This is a genomic window from Staphylococcus sp. AtHG25, from assembly GCF_003217445.1.
GTDB lineage: Bacteria > Bacillota > Bacilli > Staphylococcales > Staphylococcaceae > Staphylococcus > Staphylococcus haemolyticus.
The window spans coordinates 1-26,895 of sequence record NZ_QJSN01000019.1; the positions used below are offsets into that span (position 1 = coordinate 1).

The 26,895-nt window shown below is 35.2% G+C and carries 19 protein-coding genes and 1 other annotated feature; of the genes, 17 read left to right on the forward strand and 2 right to left on the reverse strand.

Annotated elements, in window-relative coordinates; genetic code table 11:
• Positions 1 to 367 precede the first annotated feature (367 nt).
• Positions 368 to 519, forward strand: a sequence feature (ribosomal protein L10 leader region).
• A gap of 38 nt (positions 520 to 557) precedes the next feature.
• The 10 genes from rplJ to tuf all read left to right on the forward strand — a co-directional run bounded on the left by rplJ (position 558) and on the right by tuf (position 14,890).
• Entirely contained in the window at positions 558 to 1,058 is a 501-nt protein-coding gene (gene rplJ, locus BDW31_RS10960) for a 50S ribosomal protein L10 (RefSeq protein WP_011276721.1), read from the forward strand.
• Between the two features lie 39 nt (positions 1,059 to 1,097).
• Positions 1,098 to 1,466, forward strand: a complete 369-nt coding sequence (rplL, locus tag BDW31_RS10965) for a 50S ribosomal protein L7/L12 (RefSeq protein WP_011276720.1) — start codon at positions 1,098 to 1,100, stop codon at positions 1,464 to 1,466.
• Between the two features lie 172 nt (positions 1,467 to 1,638).
• Positions 1,639 to 2,247 carry a class I SAM-dependent methyltransferase gene (locus BDW31_RS10970; RefSeq protein ID WP_011276719.1) on the forward strand — a complete coding sequence of 203 codons (609 nt, stop codon included), beginning with the start codon at positions 1,639 to 1,641 and terminating at the stop codon, positions 2,245 to 2,247.
• Between the two features lie 206 nt (positions 2,248 to 2,453).
• Entirely contained in the window at positions 2,454 to 6,005 is a 3,552-nt protein-coding gene (rpoB, locus tag BDW31_RS10975) for a DNA-directed RNA polymerase subunit beta (RefSeq protein WP_048668145.1), read from the forward strand.
• A 197-nt stretch (positions 6,006 to 6,202) separates the two neighbouring features.
• The gene (gene rpoC, locus BDW31_RS10980; RefSeq protein ID WP_161772885.1) at positions 6,203 to 9,796 is read left to right on the forward strand and encodes a DNA-directed RNA polymerase subunit beta'; all 3,594 of its coding nucleotides are present in this window, start codon (positions 6,203 to 6,205) and stop codon (positions 9,794 to 9,796) included.
• A gap of 197 nt (positions 9,797 to 9,993) precedes the next feature.
• Positions 9,994 to 10,254, forward strand: a complete 261-nt coding sequence (locus tag BDW31_RS10985) for a ribosomal L7Ae/L30e/S12e/Gadd45 family protein (RefSeq protein ID WP_011276716.1) — start codon at positions 9,994 to 9,996, stop codon at positions 10,252 to 10,254.
• Between the two features lie 89 nt (positions 10,255 to 10,343).
• Entirely contained in the window at positions 10,344 to 10,757 is a 414-nt protein-coding gene (gene rpsL, locus BDW31_RS10990; RefSeq protein WP_016931318.1) for a 30S ribosomal protein S12, read from the forward strand.
• Positions 10,758 to 10,827: 70 nt separating this feature from the next.
• Positions 10,828 to 11,298: a 30S ribosomal protein S7 gene (gene rpsG / locus BDW31_RS10995; protein ID WP_001137495.1), complete on the forward strand. Its 471-nt coding sequence runs from the start codon at positions 10,828 to 10,830 to the stop codon at positions 11,296 to 11,298.
• A 121-nt stretch (positions 11,299 to 11,419) separates the two neighbouring features.
• Complete coding sequence (fusA, locus tag BDW31_RS11000; protein ID WP_033079547.1) at positions 11,420 to 13,501, forward strand: elongation factor G; 2,082 nt, start codon at positions 11,420 to 11,422, stop codon at positions 13,499 to 13,501.
• A 204-nt stretch (positions 13,502 to 13,705) separates the two neighbouring features.
• Positions 13,706 to 14,890 (forward strand): elongation factor Tu, encoded by a 1,185-nt coding sequence (tuf, locus tag BDW31_RS11005; protein WP_011276713.1) that lies wholly within the window; start codon positions 13,706 to 13,708, stop codon positions 14,888 to 14,890.
• Positions 14,891 to 15,096: 206 nt separating this feature from the next.
• Here the strand turns inward: tuf and BDW31_RS11010 are convergent, their stop codons facing one another.
• Positions 15,097 to 16,263, reverse strand: a complete 1,167-nt coding sequence (locus BDW31_RS11010; RefSeq protein ID WP_011276712.1) for a M20 family metallopeptidase — start codon at positions 16,261 to 16,263, stop codon at positions 15,097 to 15,099.
• Between the two features lie 235 nt (positions 16,264 to 16,498).
• Here BDW31_RS11010 and BDW31_RS11015 point away from each other — a divergent pair, with 235 nt between their 5' ends.
• The 4 genes from BDW31_RS11015 to BDW31_RS11030 all read left to right on the forward strand — a co-directional run bounded on the left by BDW31_RS11015 (position 16,499) and on the right by BDW31_RS11030 (position 20,259).
• Positions 16,499 to 17,689, forward strand: a complete 1,191-nt coding sequence (locus BDW31_RS11015) for a glycine C-acetyltransferase (RefSeq protein WP_033079549.1) — start codon at positions 16,499 to 16,501, stop codon at positions 17,687 to 17,689.
• A gap of 212 nt (positions 17,690 to 17,901) precedes the next feature.
• Entirely contained in the window at positions 17,902 to 18,408 is a 507-nt protein-coding gene (locus BDW31_RS11020; RefSeq protein ID WP_011276710.1) for a GNAT family N-acetyltransferase, read from the forward strand.
• Positions 18,409 to 18,419: 11 nt separating this feature from the next.
• A complete protein-coding gene (locus tag BDW31_RS11025; protein WP_011276709.1) occupies positions 18,420 to 18,839 on the forward strand; it encodes an NUDIX hydrolase in 420 nt (139 codons plus the stop codon).
• 460 nt (positions 18,840 to 19,299) lie between these two features.
• Positions 19,300 to 20,259: an ornithine cyclodeaminase family protein gene (locus tag BDW31_RS11030; protein ID WP_016931320.1), complete on the forward strand. Its 960-nt coding sequence runs from the start codon at positions 19,300 to 19,302 to the stop codon at positions 20,257 to 20,259.
• 198 nt (positions 20,260 to 20,457) lie between these two features.
• On the opposite strand, the gene BDW31_RS11035 is transcribed toward BDW31_RS11030, so the two are convergent.
• Entirely contained in the window at positions 20,458 to 23,361 is a 2,904-nt protein-coding gene (locus BDW31_RS11035; protein ID WP_037537854.1) for a 5'-nucleotidase C-terminal domain-containing protein, read from the reverse strand.
• A 288-nt stretch (positions 23,362 to 23,649) separates the two neighbouring features.
• On the opposite strand from BDW31_RS11035, the gene BDW31_RS11040 reads away from it, so the two are divergent.
• From BDW31_RS11040 to BDW31_RS11055, 3 genes are all read left to right on the forward strand, one after another.
• Complete coding sequence (locus BDW31_RS11040) at positions 23,650 to 24,606, forward strand: L-threonine 3-dehydrogenase (RefSeq protein ID WP_011276704.1); 957 nt, start codon at positions 23,650 to 23,652, stop codon at positions 24,604 to 24,606.
• 244 nt (positions 24,607 to 24,850) lie between these two features.
• On the forward strand, positions 24,851 to 25,927 hold the full coding sequence (locus BDW31_RS11045) for a branched-chain amino acid aminotransferase (protein ID WP_016931322.1): 1,077 nt from the start codon (positions 24,851 to 24,853) through the stop codon (positions 25,925 to 25,927).
• A gap of 473 nt (positions 25,928 to 26,400) precedes the next feature.
• Positions 26,401 to 26,673, forward strand: a complete 273-nt coding sequence (locus BDW31_RS11055; RefSeq protein WP_016931323.1) for a hypothetical protein — start codon at positions 26,401 to 26,403, stop codon at positions 26,671 to 26,673.
• The last annotated feature ends 222 nt before the right edge of the window (positions 26,674 to 26,895 follow it).

Genomic DNA, 26,895 nt, shown 5'->3' on the forward strand with positions numbered 1-26,895 from the left:
CTTTAATTCTTAATGTATTTAATATAGACTTACACATAGGCGCATTACCTTTCTTTTTATTTTGTTTGGTAGCTAATAATTATAGAGGTAATTGCGCCATTTTTGTATTCAAACATAAAAATTGGACTGATGATTTTTAGTCATCAGTCCAATTTATTATAGAGCCATTTATATACAGAAATAACTTTTGTGTGAACATGATGCAGTCTACAAATGGAATTTATTTATTCTGAGCATATTGAAGTCTATGCCTTCATATGTGATGGCGAAGAAACAAGTAGTCGATAGAGAAGTAATAACTTTATTTCATTTTAAAGTAAAAAAATTGGAAAAGTGATTGACATATTACAATAATGAGGTTATATTATTTATTGTGATTATTTTACCTAAGACAGTAGGAGTTATAGTATAACTTAAAAATTATCCTGCCGAGGCTAAAATTGACTTGAACGTGTGATCATAAAAATGATCTTTCAAGCGCTTTTTGCCGTGGGTAGAAAGTGCTTTTTTTATTGAGAAATTTAAAAAGCACCAAAAATAAAAATGGAGGTGTCTGAATGTCTGCTATTATCGAAGCTAAAAAACAACAAGTTGATGTTATTGCTGAACAACTTAAAAATTCAGTTTCAACTGTTATCGTTGACTACCGTGGCTTAACAGTTGCAGAAGTAACTGAACTACGTTCACAATTACGTGAAGCTGGTGTTGAGTACAAAGTTTACAAAAACACTATGGTTCGTCGTGCAGCTGAACAAGCAGGTATCGAAGGCTTAGATGAATTCTTAACAGGTCCTACAGCTGTTGCAACTTCAACTGAAGATGTAGTAGCACCAGCGAAAGTTATCGCAGGATTTGCTAAAGAACACGAAGCTTTAGAAATCAAAACAGGCGTTATGGAAGGTAGCGTTATTTCAGCAGAAGAAGTTAAAACTGTTGGTTCATTACCTTCACACGATGGTCTTGTTTCTATGCTTTTATCAGTATTACAAGCTCCAGTACGCAACTTCGCTTATGCGGTTAAAGCTGTTGGAGAACAAAAAGAAGAAAGCGCTGAATAATTGCGCATAAAAAATTAAAATAATTGGAGGAAATATAAAATGGCTAATCAAGAACAAATCATTGAAGCAATTAAAGAAATGTCAGTATTAGAATTAAACGATTTAGTAAAAGCAATTGAAGAAGAATTTGGTGTAACAGCAGCAGCTCCTGTAGCAGCAGCTGGTGCAGCTGGTGGCGGAGACGCAGCAGCAGAAAAAACTGAATTTGACGTTGAGTTAACTTCAGCTGGATCTTCAAAAATCAAAGTTGTTAAAGCAGTTAAAGAAGCAACTGGTTTAGGCTTAAAAGATGCTAAAGAATTAGTAGATAACGCTCCTAAAGTAATCAAAGAAGGCGTTGCTAAAGAAGAAGCTGAAAAACTTAAAGAACAATTAGAAGAAGTTGGAGCTACTGTAGAATTAAAATAATTCTAGTATCTTAACTTAATATCGAAGGTTATGTGTTTTTAATGTATTAATAATACATTATCAGAACTAACCTGAATTCTTTGAGAAATTAAAACCCCGTTATCACGATAACGGGGTTTTTACTTCATTTTCTAGTAAAATAAAGATGAACAATGAAAAAAGAGGTGACGTTATGGGACACTATTATGATGAAAATCCAGATGTACAAAGTGATGAAAGAGTCATTCAATATCATTATCATTCCCATCAATTAAATTTAACTACAGATGCAGGTGTGTTCTCAAAAGCACAAGTAGATTTTGGATCAGATACGTTAGTACAAACATTTTTAAACGAGCATCCTCCTGGACCAAGTAAGACGATTGCTGATGTTGGATGTGGGTATGGTCCGATAGGATTAATGATTGCAAAAGTTTCACCACATCATCAAATTACTATGGTTGATGTGAATAAGCGTGCGTTAAATCTTGCTGAAAAGAATAAAAAAGCAAATCAAATTGATAACGTCATTATCAAAGAAAGTGATGGTTTATCACAACTAAAGGATAGTCATTTTGATTATGTACTAACCAATCCTCCCATTAGAGCTGGCAAAGAAGTTGTTCATCGTATTTTTGAAGAAGCATATCAACAGTTAAATTCACAAGGTGAGTTGTACGTTGTGATTCAAAAGAAACAAGGTATGCCTTCTGCTAAAAAGAAAATGGAAGAAATTTTCAATAATGTCGAAGTTGTTAACAAGAATAAAGGATACTATATATTGAAAAGCCGAAAAGGTTGATTTCAAAGTTGTATTCTGATATAGTTATAAAATGTAAAAATTTATGTTCAATAAGTGTGTACTTTTACGCGAAAAGAGTACGATAAACAAGAATAAATGTAGAATCGAAAATGGTGTCATCAACTGTGTTGCCGTTTTCTTTTTGTCTTGTTATACGATTTTTACGCGTATTGGTTCATCACACAATATTTGAGGGGTGAATCTGTTTGGCAGGTCAAGTTGTCCAATATGGAAGACATCGTAAACGTAGAAATTATGCGAGAATTTCAGAAGTATTAGAATTACCAAACTTAATAGAAATTCAAACTAAATCTTACGACTGGTTCCTAAAAGAAGGTTTATTAGAAATGTTCCGTGATATTTCTCCAATTGAAGATTTCACAGGTAACCTTTCTTTAGAATTTGTAGATTATCGATTAGGTGAACCAAAATATGATTTAGAAGAATCAAAAAACCGTGACGCTACTTATGCTGCACCTCTTCGTGTTAAAGTACGTCTAATAATCAAAGAAACTGGCGAAGTTAAAGAACAAGAAGTATTTATGGGTGACTTCCCATTAATGACAGATACAGGTACATTCGTAATCAATGGTGCAGAACGTGTAATCGTGTCTCAATTAGTACGTTCACCATCCGTTTATTTCAATGAGAAAATTGACAAAAACGGTCGTGAAAACTATGATGCGACAATTATCCCTAACCGTGGTGCATGGTTAGAATATGAAACAGATGCTAAAGATGTAGTTTATGTACGTATTGATAGAACACGTAAATTACCATTAACAGTATTATTACGTGCTTTAGGCTTCTCAAACGATCAAGAAATTATTGATTTATTAGGAGACAGTGAATATTTACGTAATACGCTTGAAAAAGATGGCACTGAAAATACTGAGCAAGCATTATTAGAAATATACGAACGTTTACGTCCTGGTGAGCCACCAACAGTTGAAAATGCGAAAAGTTTACTTTATTCACGCTTTTTCGACCCTAAACGTTATGATTTAGCAAGTGTTGGTCGTTACAAAGCTAATAAAAAATTACACTTAAAACACCGCTTATTTAATCAAAGATTAGCAGAACCAATCGTTAATAGCGAAACTGGTGAAATTGTTGCCGAAGAAGGTACAGTTCTAGACCGTCGCAAATTAGACGAAATTATGGAAGTTTTAGAAACAAATGCTAATAGTGAAGTGTTTGAATTAGAAGGTACAGTTATTGATGAACCTGTTGAGATTCAATCAATCAAAGTTTACGTACCAAATGATGAAGAAGGTCGTACGACTACTGTAATCGGTAATGCGTTACCAGACTCAGAAGTTAAATGTATTACACCAGCAGATATCATTGCTTCAATGAGTTATTTCTTTAACTTGTTAAATGGCATTGGTTACACAGACGATATTGACCACTTAGGAAACCGTCGTTTACGTTCAGTTGGTGAATTATTACAAAACCAATTCCGTATCGGTTTATCAAGAATGGAACGTGTTGTACGTGAAAGAATGTCAATTCAAGATACAGACTCTATCACACCACAACAATTAATTAATATCCGTCCGGTTATTGCGTCAATTAAAGAGTTCTTCGGTAGCTCTCAATTATCACAATTCATGGACCAAGCTAACCCATTAGCTGAGTTAACACATAAACGTCGTCTTTCTGCATTAGGACCTGGTGGTTTAACACGTGAACGTGCTCAAATGGAAGTACGTGACGTTCACTACTCTCACTATGGTCGTATGTGTCCGATCGAGACTCCAGAGGGACCAAACATTGGTTTGATTAACTCATTATCAAGTTATGCACGTGTGAATGAATTTGGTTTCATTGAAACACCATATCGTAAAGTAGACTTAGACACTAACTCTATTACAGATCAAATCGACTACTTAACTGCTGATGAAGAAGATAGCTATGTAGTTGCCCAAGCGAACTCTCGTTTAGATGAAAATGGTCGTTTCCTAGATGATGAAGTGGTATGTCGTTTCCGTGGTAACAATACTGTTATGGCAAAAGAAAAAATGGACTACATGGATGTATCACCTAAACAAGTAGTATCAGCAGCGACAGCTTGTATCCCATTCCTTGAAAACGATGACTCTAACCGTGCGTTAATGGGTGCGAACATGCAACGTCAAGCAGTACCATTGATGAATCCTGAAGCTCCATTTGTGGGTACAGGTATGGAACATGTGGCAGCTCGTGACTCTGGTGCAGCAATTACTGCAAAACATAGAGGTCGTGTTGAACATGTTGAGTCTAATGAAATCCTAGTTCGTCGTTTAGTTGAGGAAAATGGAACTGAACATGAAGGCGAATTAGACCGTTACCCATTAGCTAAATTTAAACGTTCAAACTCTGGTACTTGTTATAACCAACGTCCAATCGTTTCTGTAGGTGACGTTGTAGAATACAATGAAATTTTAGCTGATGGTCCTTCAATGGAATTAGGAGAAATGGCATTAGGTCGTAACGTCGTTGTAGGTTTCATGACTTGGGACGGATATAACTATGAGGATGCCGTTATCATGAGTGAACGATTAGTTAAAGACGATGTATATACTTCAATTCATATTGAAGAATACGAATCTGAAGCACGTGATACTAAATTAGGACCTGAAGAAATTACACGTGATATTCCTAACGTTTCTGAAAATGCACTTAAAAACTTAGACGATCGTGGTATTATATACGTCGGTGCAGAAGTTAAAGATGGAGATATCTTAGTTGGTAAAGTAACGCCAAAAGGTGTCACAGAATTAACTGCAGAAGAACGATTATTACACGCCATCTTTGGTGAAAAAGCAAGAGAAGTTCGCGATACTTCATTACGTGTGCCACATGGTGCAGGTGGTATCGTTCTAGACGTTAAAGTATTTAATCGTGAAGAAGGCGATGATACTTTATCACCAGGTGTGAACCAACTTGTTCGTGTATATATCGTTCAAAAACGTAAAATCCATGTTGGGGACAAAATGTGTGGTCGTCATGGTAACAAAGGGGTTATCTCTAAGATTGTTCCTGAAGAAGATATGCCTTACTTACCAGATGGACGTCCAATCGATATCATGTTAAACCCACTAGGTGTACCATCACGTATGAACATTGGACAAGTTTTAGAGTTACATTTAGGTATGGCTGCTAAAAACTTAGGTATTCATGTTGCTTCTCCAGTATTCGATGGTGCAAACGACGATGATGTATGGTCTACAATCGAAGAGGCTGGTATGGCACGTGATGGTAAAACAGTATTATATGATGGACGTACTGGTGAACCATTCGATAATCGTATTTCTGTTGGAGTAATGTATATGCTTAAACTTGCTCACATGGTTGACGATAAATTGCATGCGCGTTCAACTGGACCTTACTCACTTGTTACACAACAACCACTTGGCGGTAAAGCACAATTCGGTGGACAACGTTTCGGTGAGATGGAGGTATGGGCACTAGAAGCATACGGTGCTGCTTACACATTACAAGAAATCTTAACTTACAAATCTGACGATACAGTAGGACGTGTTAAAACTTACGAAGCTATCGTTAAAGGTGAAAACATCTCTAGACCAAGTGTTCCAGAATCATTCCGCGTATTGATGAAAGAACTACAAAGTTTAGGTTTAGATGTCAAAGTTATGGATGAACAAGATAATGAAATCGAAATGGCTGATGTTGATGATGAAGATGCAACTGAGCGCAAAGTAGATTTACAACAAAAAGATGTTCCTGAAACTCAAAAAGAAACTACTGACTAATTAGAATTTGAACTTATAAAAAGTAAGGGATTAGAAACTCAGTTCGATTTAAACTTAAAATAAGCTAATCTTGCTGATTTCTTCCCTACAATCATATGACTTGTTTTAGTTTCAACAGATGTAAATCAATCAAATAGCACAGCTAATCTAAATTGAAGGAGGTAGGCTCCTTGATTGATGTAAATAATTTCCATTATATGAAAATCGGTTTAGCCTCACCTGAAAAAATCCGTTCATGGTCATACGGTGAAGTAAAAAAACCAGAAACAATCAACTATCGTACATTGAAACCAGAAAAAGATGGTCTTTTCTGTGAAAGAATTTTTGGACCTACAAAAGACTGGGAATGTAGTTGTGGTAAGTACAAACGTGTACGCTACAAAGGCATGGTCTGTGACAGATGTGGTGTAGAAGTAACTAAATCTAAAGTACGTCGTGAAAGAATGGGACACATTGAATTAGCTGCTCCAGTTTCACATATTTGGTATTTCAAAGGTATTCCAAGTCGTATGGGTCTTTTATTAGACATGTCTCCTAGAGCATTAGAAGAAGTTATTTATTTCGCTTCATATGTTGTAGTAGATCCAGGTCCAACAGGCTTAGAGAAAAAATCATTATTATCTGAAGCTGAATTCAGAGAATATTACGATAAATACCCAGGTCAATTTGTAGCTAAAATGGGTGCTGAAGGTATTAAAGACCTATTAGAAGAAATTAACTTAGACGAAGAATTAAAATCATTGCGTGACGAATTAGAATCTGCAACTGGTCAAAGATTGACACGTGCGATTAAACGTTTAGAAGTTGTTGAATCATTCAGAAACTCTGGTAATAATCCAGCGTGGATGATTTTAGACGTACTTCCAATTATTCCACCTGAAATCCGTCCAATGGTTCAGTTAGATGGTGGACGTTTCGCAACAAGTGATTTAAATGATTTATACCGTCGTGTGATTAACCGTAATAATCGTTTAAAACGTTTATTAGACTTAGGTGCTCCTGGCATCATCGTTCAAAACGAAAAACGTATGTTGCAAGAAGCAGTTGATGCATTAATCGATAACGGTCGTCGTGGTCGTCCAGTTACTGGTCCAGGTAACAGACCATTGAAATCACTTTCACATATGTTGAAAGGTAAACAAGGTCGTTTCCGTCAAAACTTACTTGGTAAACGTGTTGACTATTCAGGTCGTTCAGTTATCGCTGTTGGTCCAAGCTTAAAAATGTATCAATGTGGATTACCTAAAGAAATGGCGCTTGAATTGTTCAAGCCATTCGTAATGAAGGAATTAGTTCAACGTGAAATTGCTACTAACATCAAAAATGCTAAAAGTAAAATTGAGCGTATGGACGATGAAGTATGGGACGTATTGGAAGATGTAATCAGAGAACACCCTGTATTACTTAACCGTGCACCTACTCTTCACAGATTAGGTATCCAAGCATTCGAACCTACATTAGTTGAAGGTCGTGCTATCCGTCTACACCCACTTGTAACAACAGCTTACAACGCGGACTTTGACGGTGACCAAATGGCCGTTCACGTTCCTTTATCTAAAGAAGCACAAGCTGAAGCACGTATGTTAATGTTAGCTGCTCAAAACATCTTGAACCCTAAAGACGGTAAACCTGTCGTAACACCATCACAAGATATGGTATTAGGTAACTATTACCTAACATTAGAACGTAAAGATGCAATGAACACTGGTACTATCTTTAATGATACAAACGAAGTGCTTAAAGCTTATGCAAATGGCTATGTTCATTTACACACTCGTATTGGTGTACATGCGAAATCATTTAACAACCCTACATTCACAGAAGCTCAAAACAACAAAATTTTAGCTACTTCAGTAGGTAAAGTGATTTTCAATGAAATCATTCCTGATTCATTCGCATTCATCAATGAACCTAGTCAAACAAATCTTGAAGGTAAAACACCTGACAAATACTTTATTGATTCAACTCAATTGGGTGAAGGTGGACTTAAAGCATACTTTGAAGAACAAGAACTTATTGAACCATTCAATAAAAAATTCTTAGGTAATATTATTGCCGAAGTCTTCAATAGATTCAGTATCACTGATACATCTATGATGCTTGACCGTATGAAAGATTTAGGTTTCAAATTCTCATCTAAAGCTGGTATCACTGTTGGTGTAGCAGATATTGTTGTACTTCCAGATAAACAAGACATTTTAGATGAGCACGAAAAATTAGTAGAACGTGTATCTAAACAATTTAATCGTGGTTTAATTACTGAAGATGAACGTTATAATGCCGTTGTTGAAATTTGGACAGATGCCAAAGATCAAATTCAAGGCGAATTAATGCAATCTCTTGAGAAAACAAACCCAATCTTCATGATGAGTGATTCTGGTGCACGTGGTAACGCATCTAACTTTACACAATTAGCTGGTATGCGTGGTTTAATGGCCGCACCATCAGGTAAAATTATTGAGTTACCAATCACATCTTCATTCCGTGAAGGTTTAACAGTGTTAGAATACTTCATCTCTACACACGGTGCGCGTAAAGGTCTTGCCGATACAGCCCTTAAAACAGCTGACTCTGGTTACCTTACTCGTCGTCTTGTTGACGTTGCTCAAGACGTTATTGTTCGTGAAGAAGACTGTGGCACAGACCGCGGCTTACTAGTTTCTGATATCAAAGAAGGTACAGAAATGATCGAACCATTCATCGAACGTATTGAAGGACGTTATTCTAAAGAAACAATTCGTCATCCTGAAACTGATGAAATCATCATCCGTCCAGACGAATTAATCACTGCTGAAATCGCTAAGAAAATCACTGATGCCGGTATTGAACAAATGTACATCCGCTCAGCATTTACATGTAACACACGTCACGGTGTTTGTGAAAAATGTTACGGTAAAAACCTTGCTACTGGTGAAAAAGTTGAAGTGGGTGAAGCAGTTGGTACAATCGCTGCTCAATCAATCGGTGAACCTGGTACCCAACTTACAATGCGTACATTCCATACAGGTGGTGTAGCAGGAAGCGATATCACTCAAGGTCTTCCACGTATTCAAGAGATCTTCGAAGCACGTAATCCAAAAGGTCAAGCTGTGATTACTGAAATCGAAGGTGTCGTTGAAGATATTAAATTAGCAAAAGATCGCCAACAAGAAATTGTTGTTAAAGGTGCTAATGAAACAAGATCTTACTTAGCTTCAGGTACTTCTAGATTAAAAGTAGAAGTCGGTCAATCAGTTGAACGTGGTGAAGTATTAACTGAAGGTTCAATCGAACCTAAGAACTTCCTAGCTGTTGCTGGTTTAAATGCGACTGAAAGTTACTTACTTAAAGAAGTTCAAAAAGTTTATCGTATGCAAGGTGTAGAAATTGATGATAAACACGTTGAAGTAATGGTAAGACAAATGTTACGTAAAGTTAGAATCATCGAAGCTGGTGATACTAAGTTATTACCTGGTTCATTGGTTGACATTCATAGCTTTACAGATGCAAACAGAGAAGCGTTTAAAGAACGTAAACGTCCAGCAACTGCTAAACCAGTATTGCTTGGTATTACAAAAGCGTCTCTTGAAACTGAAAGCTTCTTATCAGCAGCATCATTCCAAGAAACAACTCGTGTACTTACAGATGCAGCAATTAAAGGTAAACGCGACGACTTACTTGGACTTAAAGAAAACGTTATTATTGGTAAGTTAATTCCAGCTGGTACTGGTATGAGACGTTATAGTGACGTTAAATATGATAAAGCTGAAACACCAGTTACAGAAACTGAAGAAGCAGAAATCATTGAATAATTAATGAAATAAAACTGAATTCATATTTATTTCAATATTGACGAGACGGGACTTATCAATCTTTTGAGATGATAGTCTCGCTCTCGTTCTTTATTTTTTATTATTAGTAAAAAGTCTGCAAAATATGTTGACTTAATGCTGATTTAAGTGTTATTATTGTAAAGGTTGATGCAAGCAGAACTTTGGAGGATATTTTAATGTCTAATGAAAAAGTTGCACGCTTTAACAAACAACACTATGTAGTTGGTCTTAAAGAAACGCTTAAAGCGTTAAATAGAGATCAAGTTGCATCTTTGATTATTGCTCAAGACGTTGAGGTACATTTGTTAGCTCGCGTATTTAGTTTAATCAATCATAAAAATATACCTATTACTTATTTTCAAAGCAAGCATGCTTTAGGTAGTTATGTAGGTATTAACGTTAATGCGACTATTGTTGCGTTATTGAATGAGAATTAGTAAGTGTATTGCTTACTAAATTTTATTTAACCTAAAAATGAACCACCTGGATGTGTGGAATTAAAAAGTGAAGAGAGGAGGACATTTCAATGCCAACTATTAACCAATTAGTACGTAAACCTAGACAAAGCAAATCTAAAAAATCAGATTCACCAGCTTTAAACAGAGGTTTTAATAGTAAAAAGAAACAATTTACTAACTTAAATTCACCTCAAAAACGTGGTGTTTGTACTCGTGTAGGTACTATGACACCTAAAAAACCTAACTCAGCGTTACGTAAATATGCACGTGTGCGTTTATCAAACAATATTGAAATCAACGCATACATCCCTGGTATCGGCCATAACTTACAAGAACACAGTGTAGTACTTGTACGTGGTGGACGTGTAAAAGACTTACCTGGTGTGCGTTACCACATCGTACGTGGTGCACTTGATACTTCAGGTGTTGACGGACGTAGACAAGGCCGTTCATTATACGGAACTAAAAAACCTAAAAATTAAGTTTAAGATTGTGTAAATTTTAATTTCAATTTTTAATAATATACTATAATAGGAAGGGAGGATTTTAATTATGCCTCGTAAAGGATCAGTACCTAAAAGAGACGTATTACCAGATCCAATTCATAACTCTAAATTAGTTACAAAATTGATCAACAAAATCATGTTAGATGGTAAACGCGGAACAGCACAAAGAATTCTTTATTCAGCATTTGACCTTGTAGAACAACGCAGTGGTCGTGATGCTTTAGAAGTATTTGAAGAAGCAATTAACAACATTATGCCAGTATTAGAAGTAAAAGCTCGTCGTGTGGGTGGTTCAAACTACCAAGTACCAGTTGAGGTTCGCCCAGAACGTCGTACTACTCTAGGATTACGTTGGTTAGTTAACTACGCTCGTCTTCGTGGTGAAAAAACTATGGAAGATCGTTTAGCTAACGAAATCTTAGATGCTGCTAATAATACAGGTGGTGCCGTTAAGAAACGTGAGGACACTCACAAAATGGCTGAAGCGAACAAAGCATTCGCTCACTACCGCTGGTAAGATTAAAGCTTTAACCCTGAGTGTGTTCCGTCACATTGGTTTACCAAATAAGATGGCTCATGCTTAGGGCATCGCCATATTCAATAGTACTTATTCAGTAATTACTGGAAGGAGAAAAACAATGGCTAGAGACTTTTCTTTGAAAAACACTCGTAACATCGGTATCATGGCTCACATTGATGCTGGTAAAACAACTACGACTGAACGTATTCTTTACTATACAGGTCGTATCCACAAAATTGGTGAAACACACGAAGGTGCTTCACAAATGGACTGGATGGAACAAGAACAAGACCGTGGTATTACAATCACATCAGCTGCTACAACAGCTCAATGGGATGGCCACCGTGTAAACATTATCGATACTCCAGGACACGTAGACTTCACTGTTGAGGTTGAACGTTCTTTACGTGTACTTGATGGTGCGGTTACTGTACTTGATGCTCAATCAGGTGTAGAACCTCAAACTGAAACGGTTTGGCGTCAAGCTACAACTTACGGTGTACCTCGTATCGTATTCGTAAACAAAATGGATAAATTAGGCGCTAACTTCGACTATTCTGTAAGTACATTACATGATCGTTTAGATGCTAACGCTGCACCTATCCAATTACCAATTGGTGCCGAAGACGAATTTGAAGCTATCATTGACTTAGTAGAAATGAAATGCTTCAAATATACTAATGACTTAGGTACTGAAATTGACGAAATTGAAATCCCTGAAGATCACAAAGAAAGAGCAGAAGAAGCTCGTTCTAATTTAATCGAAGCAGTTGCAGAAACTAACGATGAATTAATGGAAAAATATCTTGGTGATGAAGAAATTTCAGTAGCAGAATTAAAAAATGCTATTCGTCAAGCAACTACTGACGTAGAATTCTACCCAGTACTTTGCGGTACAGCATTCAAAAACAAAGGTGTTCAATTAATGCTGAACGCAGTAATTGACTACTTACCATCACCTTTAGATGTTAAACCAATCGTAGGCCATCGTGCTGAAAATCCTGAAGAAGAAGTAATTGCTAAACCAGACGATTCAGCTGAATTCGCTGCATTAGCATTCAAAGTTATGACTGACCCTTATGTTGGTAAATTAACTTTCTTCCGTGTATATTCAGGTACTTTAACATCAGGTTCTTACATTAAAAACTCAACTAAAGACAAACGTGAACGTGTAGGTCGTTTATTACAAATGCACGCTAACTCACGTCAAGAAATCGACACTGTTTACTCAGGCGATATCGCTGCTGCAGTTGGTCTTAAAGATACAGGTACTGGTGACACATTATGTGGTGAAAAGAATGACATTATCTTAGAATCAATGGAATTCCCTGAACCAGTTATCCACTTATCAGTAGAACCAAAATCTAAAGCTGACCAAGATAAAATGACTCAAGCTTTAGTTAAATTACAAGAAGAAGACCCTACTTTCCATGCACACACAGATGAAGAAACTGGACAAGTTATCATCGGTGGTATGGGTGAGTTACACTTAGACATCTTAGTTGACCGTATGAAGAAAGAATTCAACGTTGAATGTAATGTAGGTGCCCCAATGGTTTCATATCGTGAAACGTTCAAGCAATCTGCACAAGTTCAAGGTAAATTCTCTCGTCAATCTGGTGGTCGTGGTCAATACGGTGATGTTCACATTGAATTCACACCAAACGAAACTGGCGCAGGTTTCGAATTCGAAAACGCTATCGTTGGTGGTGTAGTTCCTCGTGAATACATTCCATCAGTTGAAGCTGGTCTTAAAGATGCTATGGAAAACGGTGTATTAGCTGGTTATCCATTAATCGATGTTAAAGCAAAATTATTTGATGGTTCATACCATGATGTCGATTCATCTGAAATGGCCTTCAAAATTGCTGCATCATTAGCACTTAAAGAAGCTGCTAAAAAATGTGATCCAGTTATCTTAGAACCAATGATGAAAGTAACAATCGAAATGCCTGAAGAATACATGGGTGATATCATGGGTGACGTAACAGCTCGTCGTGGACGTGTTGATGGTATGGAACCTCGTGGTAATGCACAAGTTGTTAACGCTTATGTACCACTTTCAGAAATGTTCGGTTACGCAACTTCATTACGTTCTAACACTCAAGGTCGCGGTACTTACACTATGTACTTCGATCACTATGCAGAAGTTCCAAAATCAATTGCTGATGATATCATCAAAAAAAATAAAGGTGAATAATTAAACTTGTTTTAGCTAGAATTTCTAGGTAAAATACAGCGTAAGCTTATTAATTAAGCTAACATCTTTATGAATTGATTTTTTACTGAAAATGCATTATAAATGAATTATGAATTGTAACAATCATTATGTCTCATGATGGTGAGAAACTATCATGAGAGATAATATTGAAATAACTTTTACTAGAATAGGAGAGATTTAATAATGGCAAAAGAAAAATTTGATCGCTCAAAAGAACATGCCAATATTGGTACTATCGGTCACGTTGACCATGGTAAAACTACTTTAACAGCTGCTATCGCAACTGTATTAGCTAAAAATGGTGACACTGTAGCACAATCATATGACATGATTGACAACGCTCCAGAAGAAAAAGAACGTGGTATCACAATCAATACTGCACACATCGAGTATCAAACTGACAAACGTCACTATGCTCACGTTGACTGCCCAGGACACGCTGACTATGTTAAAAACATGATTACTGGTGCTGCTCAAATGGACGGCGGTATCTTAGTAGTATCTGCTGCTGACGGTCCAATGCCACAAACTCGTGAACACATTCTTTTATCACGTAACGTTGGTGTACCAGCATTAGTAGTATTCTTAAATAAAGTTGACATGGTTGACGATGAAGAATTATTAGAATTAGTTGAAATGGAAGTACGTGACTTATTATCTGAATACGACTTCCCAGGTGACGATGTACCTGTAATCGCTGGTTCAGCATTAAAAGCTTTAGAAGGCGATGCTCAATACGAAGAAAAAATCTTAGAATTAATGCAAGCAGTTGATGACTACATTCCAACTCCAGAACGTGATTCTGACAAACCATTCATGATGCCAGTTGAGGACGTATTCTCAATCACTGGTCGTGGTACTGTTGCTACAGGCCGTGTTGAACGTGGTCAAATCAAAGTTGGTGAAGAAGTTGAAATCATTGGTATCCATGACACTTCTAAAACAACTGTTACTGGTGTAGAAATGTTCCGTAAATTATTAGACTACGCTGAAGCTGGTGACAACATCGGTGCATTATTACGTGGTGTTGCTCGTGAAGACGTACAACGTGGTCAAGTATTAGCTGCTCCAGGTTCAATCACACCTCACACAAAATTTAAAGCAGACGTATACGTTTTATCTAAAGACGAAGGTGGACGTCACACTCCATTCTTCACAAACTATCGTCCACAATTCTATTTCCGTACTACTGACGTAACTGGTGTTGTTAACTTACCAGAAGGTACTGAAATGGTTATGCCTGGCGACAACGTTGAAATGACAGTAGAATTAATCGCTCCTATCGCGATTGAAGACGGTACTCGTTTCTCAATCCGTGAAGGTGGACGTACTGTAGGATCAGGCGTTGTAACTGAAATCATCGAATAATTTTAATTATTCCTTATTTCTAAATGAGACTCCCTTAATGGGAGTCTTTTTTTATTTTGTAAATGTCATATTTACATTTTAATCTCATTTCTAGTTTTCATATTATGCTTTGTCGATCACTTTTCTAAATTAATAAAAAATGCCTATGATCAACTCAATGTAAGAGTAATCATAGACATACAGAATCTAAATAAATTTATTCAATTTTAAAATACTTGTTCAATTTCTAAAATTTTTAAAAACTCACTAGCCGCATATTTAAATGCAGACTCATCTATATCAAAGTGAGGATTATGATGTGGCGCTGTTATGCCTTTGTCTGGATTACCACATCCAGTTAAGAAAAACGCACCTGGACGTACTTTTAAATAGTGAGAGAAATCCTCACCAATCATCATTAATTCAGATTCATTAAAACGTAAATGTAAATCATTCGCTGCTTGTTTAACAACTTCATATGCATTTACATGATTATGTACAGGTAAATAACCACGAATGTATTCCAAGTCATAAGTTATGTCGTTTGCTAACGCAAGTCCTTGTAATAACTTATCCATTTTATTTTGTATATGAGTTTGAAGTTCAGTGTCAAATGTTCTCACAGTACCTTTACAAAAAGCACTATCAGGAATAACACTATCCGATGATCCCGCTTGAATCATTCCGAATGTGAGCACTGCTTCTTTTACAGGATCAATTGTTCTAGATATGATCTTTTGCGCACTTAGGATAAACTCAGCCATAATAACGATAGGATCAATGGTTTCATGTGGTTTAGCACCATGACCACCTTTACCTTTGATTGTAACTGAGAATTCATCTGGTGATGCCATAATAGCACCAGGTCTTGAATATATTGTTCCAGTACGGTAACCACTCCATAGATGTGTACCATAAATTTTGTCTACACCATTTAAGCAACCATCATCAATCATTTCTTGAGAACCACCAGGCATAATTTCCTCACCATATTGGAAGATAAAAACCACGTTTCCTTTTAATAAATGGCGATGTTCATGTACAATTTCAGCGACACCCAATAAAATAGCTGTATGTCCGTCATGACCACACGCATGCATAAAGCCATCATTTTTAGATTTATAAGGTACATCGTTAAGTTCTTGTACCGGCAAAGCATCAAAGTCAGCGCGAAATGCCACAGTAGGGCCATTTTCTTTTCCTTTAAACGTTGCTTTAATGCCATTACGGCCAATAGGTGATTCGATCTCGCAATCAAGATGACTGAGCTGATTTAGAATATAATTATGCGTCCAAGTTTCCTCGAAAGAAGGTTCAGGATATTGATGCATATATCGGCGCATCTGTATCATTCTATTTTCCTTATTACTGGCTAATTGAAACCAATCTAACACATTAACCACTTCTTCCTAATTATTATGAATTTTAGTATATCAAATTCTAATACAACTCAATAGTTTAATTATTTATTTTTTGAAAAATGAAGTAAAAAATACATGTTGTATGAACAGTTGTACATGACGTAAAGAATATGCAATATATTGAATTTACTGGAATGATAGTGCTTTCATGTTGAAGGAAAATCAGTTATGATTATGTTGATATAAAAAATACAAAGGGGATATGAATATGGTTCAATCACTACACAATTTCTTAGAAGAAAATATTCAATATTTAAAAGATAATGGATTATATAACGAAATCGATTCTATTGAAGGTGCTAATGGTCCAGAAATCACAATCAATGGGAAACAATATATTAACTTATCATCAAACAACTACTTAGGACTGGCGACAAATGAAGATTTAAAATCTGCAGCTAAACATGCTATCGATTCACACGGTGTTGGTGCTGGTGCTGTACGTTCAATCAACGGTACATTAGACCTACACGATGAATTAGAAGAGACTTTAGCTAAATTCAAAGGTACTGAAGCAGCTATCGCTTATCAATCAGGTTTCAACTGTAACATGGCAGCTATTTCAGCAGTAATGAACAAAAACGATGCGATTCTTTCAGATGAATTAAACCATGCTTCAATTATTGATGGTTGTCGTCTATCTAAAGCTAAAATCATCCGTGTTAACCACTCAGATATGGATGACTTAAGAGCTAAAGCAAAAGAAGCTGTAGAATCTGGTCAATATAATAAAGTAATGTACATTACTGATGGTGTATTCAGTATGGATGGAGACGTTGCTAAATTACCAGAAATCGTTGAAATTGCTGAAGAATTCGGTTTAATTACTTATGTTGATGATGCACATGGTTCAGGCGTTATGGGTAAAGGTGCAGGTACGGTTAAACATTTTGGCTTACAAGATAAAATTGACTTCCAAATCGGTACACTTTCTAAAGCTATCGGTGTAGTTGGCGGTTACGTAGCAGGAACTAAAGAATTAATTGATTGGTTAAAAGCTCAATCACGTCCCTTCTTATTCTCAACTTCTTTAGCACCTGGAGATACAAAAGCAATTACAGAAGCTGTGAAAAAATTAATGGCTTCTACTGAATTACACGATCAATTATGGGATAACGCTAAATATTTAAAAGATGGTTTAGAAAAACTCGGATTCAATACTGGTGAATCAGAAACACCAATTACACCAGTTATTATTGGTGATGAAAAAGAAACTCAAGAATTTAGTAAACGTCTTAAAGATGAAGGCGTATATGTAAAATCTATCGTATTCCCAACAGTACCTCGTGGTACAGGTCGTGTAAGAAACATGCCTACAGCAGCACATACAAAAGAAATGTTAGATAAAGCAATTGCTGCTTATGAAAAAGTTGGTAAAGAATTAGGCACTATTAAATAATTTAAAATAGAAGATAGAATTTTTAGTCTGGGATGATATTCATTGTCCCAGTCTTTTTATTGTTACAAAAAGCTGTTTTTGAAATTTATGCTTTGTTTTTAAGTGAGGAACAGATTAGTATTTTGGTAAAATTGTTTTATAACGAATAATTGTAAAATATGAAGTGACAAACTAAAACAATATTAGCTTATAGTGCAGAAGGAGGGATACTCGTGTTACGTTTAAGACAATTGAGTTATGCAGATAAAGATGCTTTAACGAAGTACCTCCAAGAATGGTATGTGAATGGTGAACCAATAGTGCCTTCAAACACTGACATGTCAAGGTATGAATCATTTGAGAGTATGGTAGACCGTCTAAACAGTACTGAAGTTGATGAAGACTGGGTACCGACGACAACATTATTTTGCTTCGAGGATGAGATGATTGTTGGTGCAGTCGATATTCGTCATTACTTGAATCAACGCTTAGTAAACATAGGTGGTCATGTAGGTTACGGAGTGTGTAAGTCACGTAGAGGACAAGGTATTGCTTCGTTGATGCTGCAAGAGGCTAAAGCTTTTCTAAAAGAAATAGGCGTAGATAAAGTGTTAATGACTACAAATCCCAAAAACGTTGCCTCTCAAAAAGTGATCAAACATAGTGGTGGTTATGAAATTGAATCTTACGTTAAAAAGAATGGAAATTTGGTCAGTCGGTTTGAAATTCCTAATGATTGAAGGTTAGATGAATGAAGGATTTAAAAGTAGTATATGCATTGATACAAAATGAAGAGGGAAACGTGTTATTAGTTCATAATACAGATGGTGGCGGATGGTCATTACCAGGTGGCAAAGTTGAATACGGTGAAACTTTAGTTGAAGCGCTAAAGCGTGAAGTTAGAGAAGAAACAGGATTATTCGTTGAAGTTAACGACATAGTAAGTGTTAATGAGGGTAAATCGACACAGATGAATGTTCATACACTTTTTTTCATGTTCAAAGCAGAGGTTCAGGATTATACAACAGACATACAAATGAAAGATGAAATTTCGACATTAGGTTGGTTCTCGATTCCAGAAGCTGATGAAAAGTTAATCTATTATCATCATAGTTTGAATGCGTTTATAAATAATAAGGCTACTTATTGTGATGAGGGTTTCGTGGATTGAAATGTGAAAAAGAGGATGAGCCAAATATAATATTTTAATCATTCATAGTACATTTGCAGAAGCTAACTCAACTGAAAAGACACTTAAATCAAACACATCAAAATTTTTAGTACATTTAAGAGTGAAATCTAGCTAAAGAATTTAAAAGATTAATGAATAAAGCAAATTAGAGTGGCACAACGATTTCGTCGTGCCACTCTAGGCGTCAAAAGTTTATAAATAGTTTCATAATAAGCATGAAATCTCAAGGCTACACTTCTGTGCAAGCCTTTTATTTATAGTAATAAGATAGCACCATTAACATATAAGCACAATACTAAATTAATACTTTAATCAAATTAACTTAACACAAACATGTTTTTGAAATAATTGTATTGATAATGCCATTTAACAATAACAATTTGGTGTTTTGACGGGTAAAAGATAAATAGATATTAAATATAAAGTGGAGGTATCAGACATGTTAGTTTTGAATGAACAAGACCAGCAATCATTATTAGACATGAAAGAAGTCATTGATGAAGTTGCGAATTCATTAAAGGCATTTTCAGAAGGGAAGACAGACACACCGTTAAGGTATGTCTTACCATTTAATGAAGGAAATAGATATTTAGTTATGCCAGCATTATCTGATGATCTTAAAGTGGTTGGTATTAAAACAGTTACATTTGCGCCAGATAATCCTAAAAAAGGCAAAAAGACAATTACAGGATCAGTGTTATTAAGTGATTATGAAACTGGTGAAACATTAGCTGTATTAGATGGCAGTTATTTAACTAAGATTCGTACAGGTGCTATCTCTGGGGTAGCAACTAAATACTTAGCACGTGAAGATGCTAAAACACTATGTGTTATTGGTTCTGGTGATCAAGCACAAGGACTAATTGCTGCAGTAATGGCAGTTAGAAATATCGATACAATTCACTTTTCGAGTCGTACTAAGGAAAATGCAGAACGTTTAGCTCAAGAAGTAGCTAATAATTATAATGTATCGACGAAAGTCTTTGAAGAAGCGGATGATGCGATGGAAGAGGCTGACGTTGTTGTAACTGCGACAAATTCTAATCATCCGGTATATTCACATTCATTACACCCCGGCGTTCATTTAAACGCAATAGGCTCATTTAAACCAGATATGCAGGAATTACCATCAGAGTCTATGTTAGTAGCTAATAAAATTGTTGTTGAGTCAGTAGAAGCTGCGATGGAAGAAACTGGCGATTTAAAGGTACCTCAAGAAGAAGGCATTATAACGAAAGATTCATTACATGGAGAATTAGGGGATATCGTAGCTGGTAAAGTTTCAGGACGTGAAGATGATAAGGAAGTAACGCTGTTTAAATCAGTAGGGTTAGCAATTGTAGATATCGTTGTTGCTAATTATTTCTATAAAAAAGCAGTAGCAAATAAAGAAGTATAATGCAGAAGTAGTTATAATATTGTGAGGAAATTGCGAGTGTAACTATGTAATTTTAAATAAATAGACTGCCGGGCCACTAAAAATTAAAGTATTCACTTTAAATAACTTACTATGAGTACCTACGCTTTTTAAAAATTATAAAGAAACCGTGTAAATGACATATTGTTAACTGTCATCTACACGGTTTTAAATTTGAAATTATGCTGATTTTTTACGAGTTCGGATGTAAATTAATCCTGTTCCTGCTACTACTAATATAATAGCGATACCATGTTCTAAACTACCATCTTTCAAACCTGCATTTGGTAATGATGTGATTGCGCCATGTTGTTGTGTAAACATAAGATTTGAATTTTTAGAAGCATTACTATTAGTAGTTATTAGTGTCTCATTATAAAAATTATCTTTAGGATTTATTTGAACTGGGAATTTAATGACATCTTTACAATGTTGTGAATGACTTGCATTACCAGTCAATTGGTCTCGTGTTCCTTTGTTGTTATTAGAAATACTCACTAAGTTTGAAGTAGGGTGATGTTCGATTGCATTTCCTTTTATGTTGTTAGTATGCATCTTGTCGGTAGTGCTTGTAATGACAATATTATCATTAGTGCTATTATGAGTTTGACTATTGTTAGCTGGGATTTCAATTACGTTGTCATTATCTTTTTGATGGTCTTTATTAGGGAATTCAATGACATTATCTTTATTAGAAGAATCAGCTTCATTATCGTCTTTAATATTGTCATCATTATCATTAATATGACCAGTATTGTCTTTGTCATCATTGTTTGAATCTGGTGTTTGTTGTTGACCATCATGTCCATTAGTTGAATGATTATTATCATTATCTTCTTTACTAGTGTCTGGTTGTTCATTACTTTCTGGTAGACCATTAATGATACGTACAGGTTCTTCGGTATTGTATTGATTTAAATCTGTATTCTTAATATATTGAGCGACAACTGCATCTAGAGAAATGCCCTCCTCACGTTGTCCACCAAACATATCATAGCCATCTCCTTGATTAGCTGTGAAGTCATTAGTAGTTACATAGTAAGTACGGTTAGGATCTAGATCTTCATATTCTCCATTCTCTTTATTCAGTACCTTGATTGCATTAATGCGTTGGCCAGATGCTTTATTGATATCATAATATACTCTGAGTGAGTCAGATACTTGTAAGAATCCTCCATTTGCACCTAAGACTTTCTTACCATCTTGAGTTTCAGTATCAGCACTTAAACTGTGTTCAAATGCTTTTTCAACATCTGAACCTTTCACTTGAATTTGAGAAATTAAATTACCGAATGGTAACACTGTTATGATGTCATTTTTAGTAACCTCACCTTTTTCAATTGAAGCTCGAATACCACCACCGTTAGTGATTGCGAAATCAGGTTGATGTGAGAAGTTCTTTGAGGCATATGCTTCCATAGCATCCGTAATAAGGTTACCTAAGTTTGTTTCTTGCGTGCGCGCTTGAGCACGTTCACCATTTAACGTCACTGTATTATTAGGTATAACAACTGTTGATGTTTCTTTTAAGAAGTCGTCATTTGCCTTTTTAGTTTGTGCATCAATTTGTGGGTCAGGTGTGATATCTTTGGCGTCCGCTACATTGATTAACGATGCATTGATATCAGACGCTTTTTGATTTTGAAAAGTAAAATCCACACGTCCTACATTTGCTAGTGCAGTACCAGTTTGAGCGAGTACATTATTAGTACCATAATGTTCGCCTTTATCAATCACGGTATGTGAGTGACCATCTAATACAAAGATAGGTTGTTTAAATGAACCGTCTTTCGTAAGTTGATCAATTAAATAATCACCACGCCAAGTTTTTTGCGTCGATTTATCTACGCCTAAGTGCGATAAGATAACGAAAACATCGACATTATTTTTAATCTCATTCATGGCTTGCTTAACACTAGTCAACGGATCTTTAAATTCAACACCTTCAACTGCAGTAGGTGACGTTTTAGTTTTTGTTTCAGGTGTCGTGACACCTACAATACCATAACGGACATTGTTTTTAGTTACTGTTGTTGAAGGATCAAATACACGTTTGCCATTTTTATAGATATTAGAAGAAACTATAGGGAAATTTAATTGTTTTTGCAATTTAAGTAATTGGTCATAACCAAAGTCAAATTCATGGTTTCCGACAGTCATTGCATCATAGCCAACACCATTCATAGCTTTGGCCATTTCTTCTCCCTTTGAATTGTTAGAAACAGGTAAACCTTGAAAAGCATCTCCTGAATCCACCATTAAATCCGGATTATATTTGTCTTTAAGACCTTTTACTTTAGCCATACCGATGACTCTTCCATCATCCTCTACAAATCGGCCATGAATATCATTTGTATGTAAAATTGTATGTTCATTTGTGTTGTCAGAAGTTGCTGCCATTCTTTTGTTGACAGTCACATGTTGAGATTTCGGTGCTGCTTGTTCTGATGTAGTATTGCTATTTTTAGACACTTGCTTTGAAGCAGGTGTAGATTGTTGTGATTCTGGAACATTACGCTTTTGCTGTTGTTGAGTTGGTTCTTGAGGTGTTTGTTTAACTTTAGTAGAAGTAGATTCTTTTGTAGGTTCTACTTGCGTAGACTTACTTTGCTCCGATGTCGAAGGAGAAGGTTTTACCTCCGTACCATGGAATTGCGATGTATTATTTTCATTTGAAGTGGATTCTGACGATGCTTTTTCTTGTGAAGATGTATTATCATCATTTGTAGCAGGTTCAGGTGTAGCTTTTTCTTGTGAAAAGGCAGAACCTTGAGATGAATTATTATGCTTCTCTGAAGTAGTGTTTTGTGTTGTAGACGTTTCAACACTAGGATGTGTAGTTGTTTCAGACGAAGGTGTGGCTTGTTCATTATGTGAAACGTTGCTTGACTCAAGAGATAAAGGTTTATTAGTAGATTCAATGTTGGCTGATGATGCTTCTTTTGAAGCTGTTTGTGATGCTTCTTCGGTAGCAGTTATGTTAGTAGATTGTGTTGCCTGTGATTCAGCTGCATAAGAGGTACCAGTGGTAATACCAAATACGATAAAACATAAAACTAAAAGTGGAATAAGATATCGCTTCATATTTGCCTCCTTTATTAGATGAAATTTACATTCTCATATTAGCATAAGTCGCAAAGTCTTAAGCTTACTCATTAAATTATTTACAATAATTTTAAAAACAATTAATAAATATAACGTTGTGAAGAGCAAGTATCTCTGACTTTTCAAAAATAAAGTGAATTTAAAAGAATGTACTTTGTGAGTATACAAGAAAGCGCTTTTATATTATAATAAGCATGTGAATAGGGATTATGTACACCCTAAAAGGACAATCATTCGTGGTAAACACACAAAGGGAGTTTTTTATTTATGGAAAGAATCGTTATTACAGGAGCACTTGGTCAAATTGGTACTGAGTTGGTATTAAAATGTAGAGAAATTTACGGAAATGACAATGTATTAGCTACGGATATTAGAGAGCCAGAAGAAGATTCACCAGTTAACAATGGTCCGTTTGAAGTATTAGATGTTACAAATCGTGAAGCTATGATGGCAATCGTTGAGAACTTCAAAGCAGATACGTTAATGCATATGGCTGCATTATTATCAGCGACTGCTGAGAAAAATCCTTTATTAGCATGGGATTTAAATATGGGCGGTCTAATGAACGCATTAGAAACAGCTAGGACGTATGAATTACATTTCTTCACACCAAGTTCAATTGGTGCATTTGGTGATTCAACGCCTAAGAAAGATACACCACAAAATACAATTCAACAACCTACTACAATGTATGGTGTGAACAAAGTTGCTGGTGAGTTATTATGCCAATACTATTTCACAAAATTTGGTGTCGATACGCGTAGTGTGAGATTCCCAGGACTTATCTCTCATGTTAAAGAACCAGGTGGCGGTACTACTGATTATGCTGTTGAAATTTATTTTGAAGCGGTTAGAAAAGGTCGTTACACAAGCTACATTGCTAAAGACACATACATGGATATGATGTATATGGATGATGCAATTGATGCAATTATTAAATTAATGGAAGCAGATAGCGACAAACTTGTAACACGTAATGGCTATAACTTAAGTGCTATGAGTTTTGAACCTGAACAAATTAAAGCTGAAATCCAAAAACATTATCCTGGCTTCGCATTGGATTATGAAGTAGATCCAGTACGTCAAGCAATTGCTGATAGCTGGCCAGATAATATTGATACAAGCTATTCTCGTAAAGAGTGGGGCTTTAACCCTAAATACGATTTAGCTGGTATGACTGAATTAATGTTAAAAGCAATTGAAGAAAAAGAACAAAATAAATAAAGTGTGACTGTCATACAAGTCATATAACACAGAACCTCAGACGAAATGTTTGAGGGTTTCTTTTTTTATCCAAAATTAGTTAGTAATGGTCATTAAAAATTTGCTAAAGTATGTTATTTTTAAAGAAAGGGTTTACAATTAGTATTTAGTTTGAATTTTTAGAAAATTCATTGAATCAACATTACGAGATTGCTATAATTTAATATACTTTCACTAACTAAGATTTATTTAGGAGGCTTTCATCATGTCAGAAAAAGTTAAATTTGAACAACGCGACTCGCTTAAAGAAAAACCAGAAGGTAATTTAGGATTCGGTCAATACTTTACAGATTATATGTTAAGTTTTGATTATGATGTAGATAAAGGTTGGCATGATTTAAAAATTATTCCTTACGCACCATTCGAAGTTTCACCAGCTGCACAAGGTCTTCACTATGGACAAGCGGTATTTGAAGGTTTAAAGGCATATAAACATGAAGGAGAAGTTGTATTATTTAGACCAGATCAAAACTTCAAACGTATTAATGATTCATTAGCACGTTTAGAGATGCCTAAAGTAGATGAGGAATTATTACTAGAAGGTTTAAAACAATTAGTAGACGTTGAACGTGATTGGGTACCTGAGGGAGAAGGACAATCATTATATATCCGTCCATTTGTATTTGCGACTGAAGGCATTTTAGGAGTAAGAGCATCTCATCAATACAAATTATTAATCATTTTATCTCCATCAGGCGCATATTATGGCGGAGACACATTAAAAACAACTAAAATTTACGTTGAAGATGAATATGTTCGTGCCGTACGTGGTGGTGTAGGATTCGCTAAAGTAGCAGGTAACTATGCAGCAAGTTTATTAGCACAAACAAATGCTAATAATTTAGGCTATGATCAAGTATTATGGTTAGACGGTGTAGAACAAAAATATGTTGAAGAAGTTGGTAGTATGAACATCTTCTTCGTTGAAAATGGTAAATTAGTTACACCTGCTTTAAATGGAAGTATCTTACCAGGTATTACACGTAAATCAATCATTGAATTAGCTAAAGAGTTAGGCTATGAGGTTGAAGAACGTAAAGTGTCAATCGAGGAATTATTCGAAGCTTACGACAAAGGTGAATTGACTGAAGTATTCGGTTCAGGTACAGCAGCAGTTATTTCTCCAGTCGGTACATTAAAGTATGAAGATAGAGAAATCGTTATTAACAATAACGAGCCAGGAGAAATTACTAAAAAATTATACGACATATATACTGGCATCCAAAGTGGTAAATTAGAAGATACGCATGGTTGGCGAGTCGTAGTTCCAGAATATAAATAAGGTGAGTTTAAAGAGCTGGAAATCTTGAGAAATCGAGGTTTCTAGTTTTTTATTTTAATGCGAAGGTTTAAAAATATGATTGCTGATTTATTATTAGAAATAGATAGTAGGATATCGAATGTATTAGCCTATGTTAGATAAAATACAGATGAAACATTTATTTTAAGTTAATAATTTGATTAAGTATTACTAAATAATGGCTTATATCATAATGCTGATTGTAACTATTATTTGCCTTGTCCTTATTATATATAATTTAGTAAAAGATGGTCCTATTATCAATGTGTTTTTAATGGCAGTTACACAATCGATCATTTTATTTTTAAAACGTTATTTATGGATAAATCAATCTTGGAAAGATGCACTAAAACATTCTTTTGATTTATTAACGCTAATGGTTGTGTTTGTTTATTTAATATATAAAATATATAAGAGGAATAAAAAGAATGAATAATAATTTTAGGAGGCTTTGAATGTTTTTAAAGAGAGAGAAAAAGTATAAAAAATATCAAGCAATATCTAAGAGTATATTAGGTTTTTCAGTACTTTTATTAATTTTGACTTGGTTATTGAAATTGGTGTTTGGATGGTCAATCCTACATCTATTTTTCAATATTTTTTCTTTTACTTTTATTCTAGGTTTGTGTATTGGCGCAATACCAGATATTTTAGAGAAAGACGTTAATACTATACTAGCCGATATACTCGTTATTATTTTGATGATTGTTGTGTTGTTTATTTTATGATTTTAAGTGCAAAAATATAGATTAATATAATTAAAAACGTAAACTGTTGCAATAGATTAGACTTTTACATAAAGGTGAATAACTTATATTCTACTTAGTAGAGTTGAAACATAATTCCTAGAGAAATGAGTCTGGGACATAAACCCTAGAGAAATAGCCAGTAAATGAGTTTTAACAAATTCATTTACTGGCTTCTTTATTTACAATACTCCGTATTGTTGG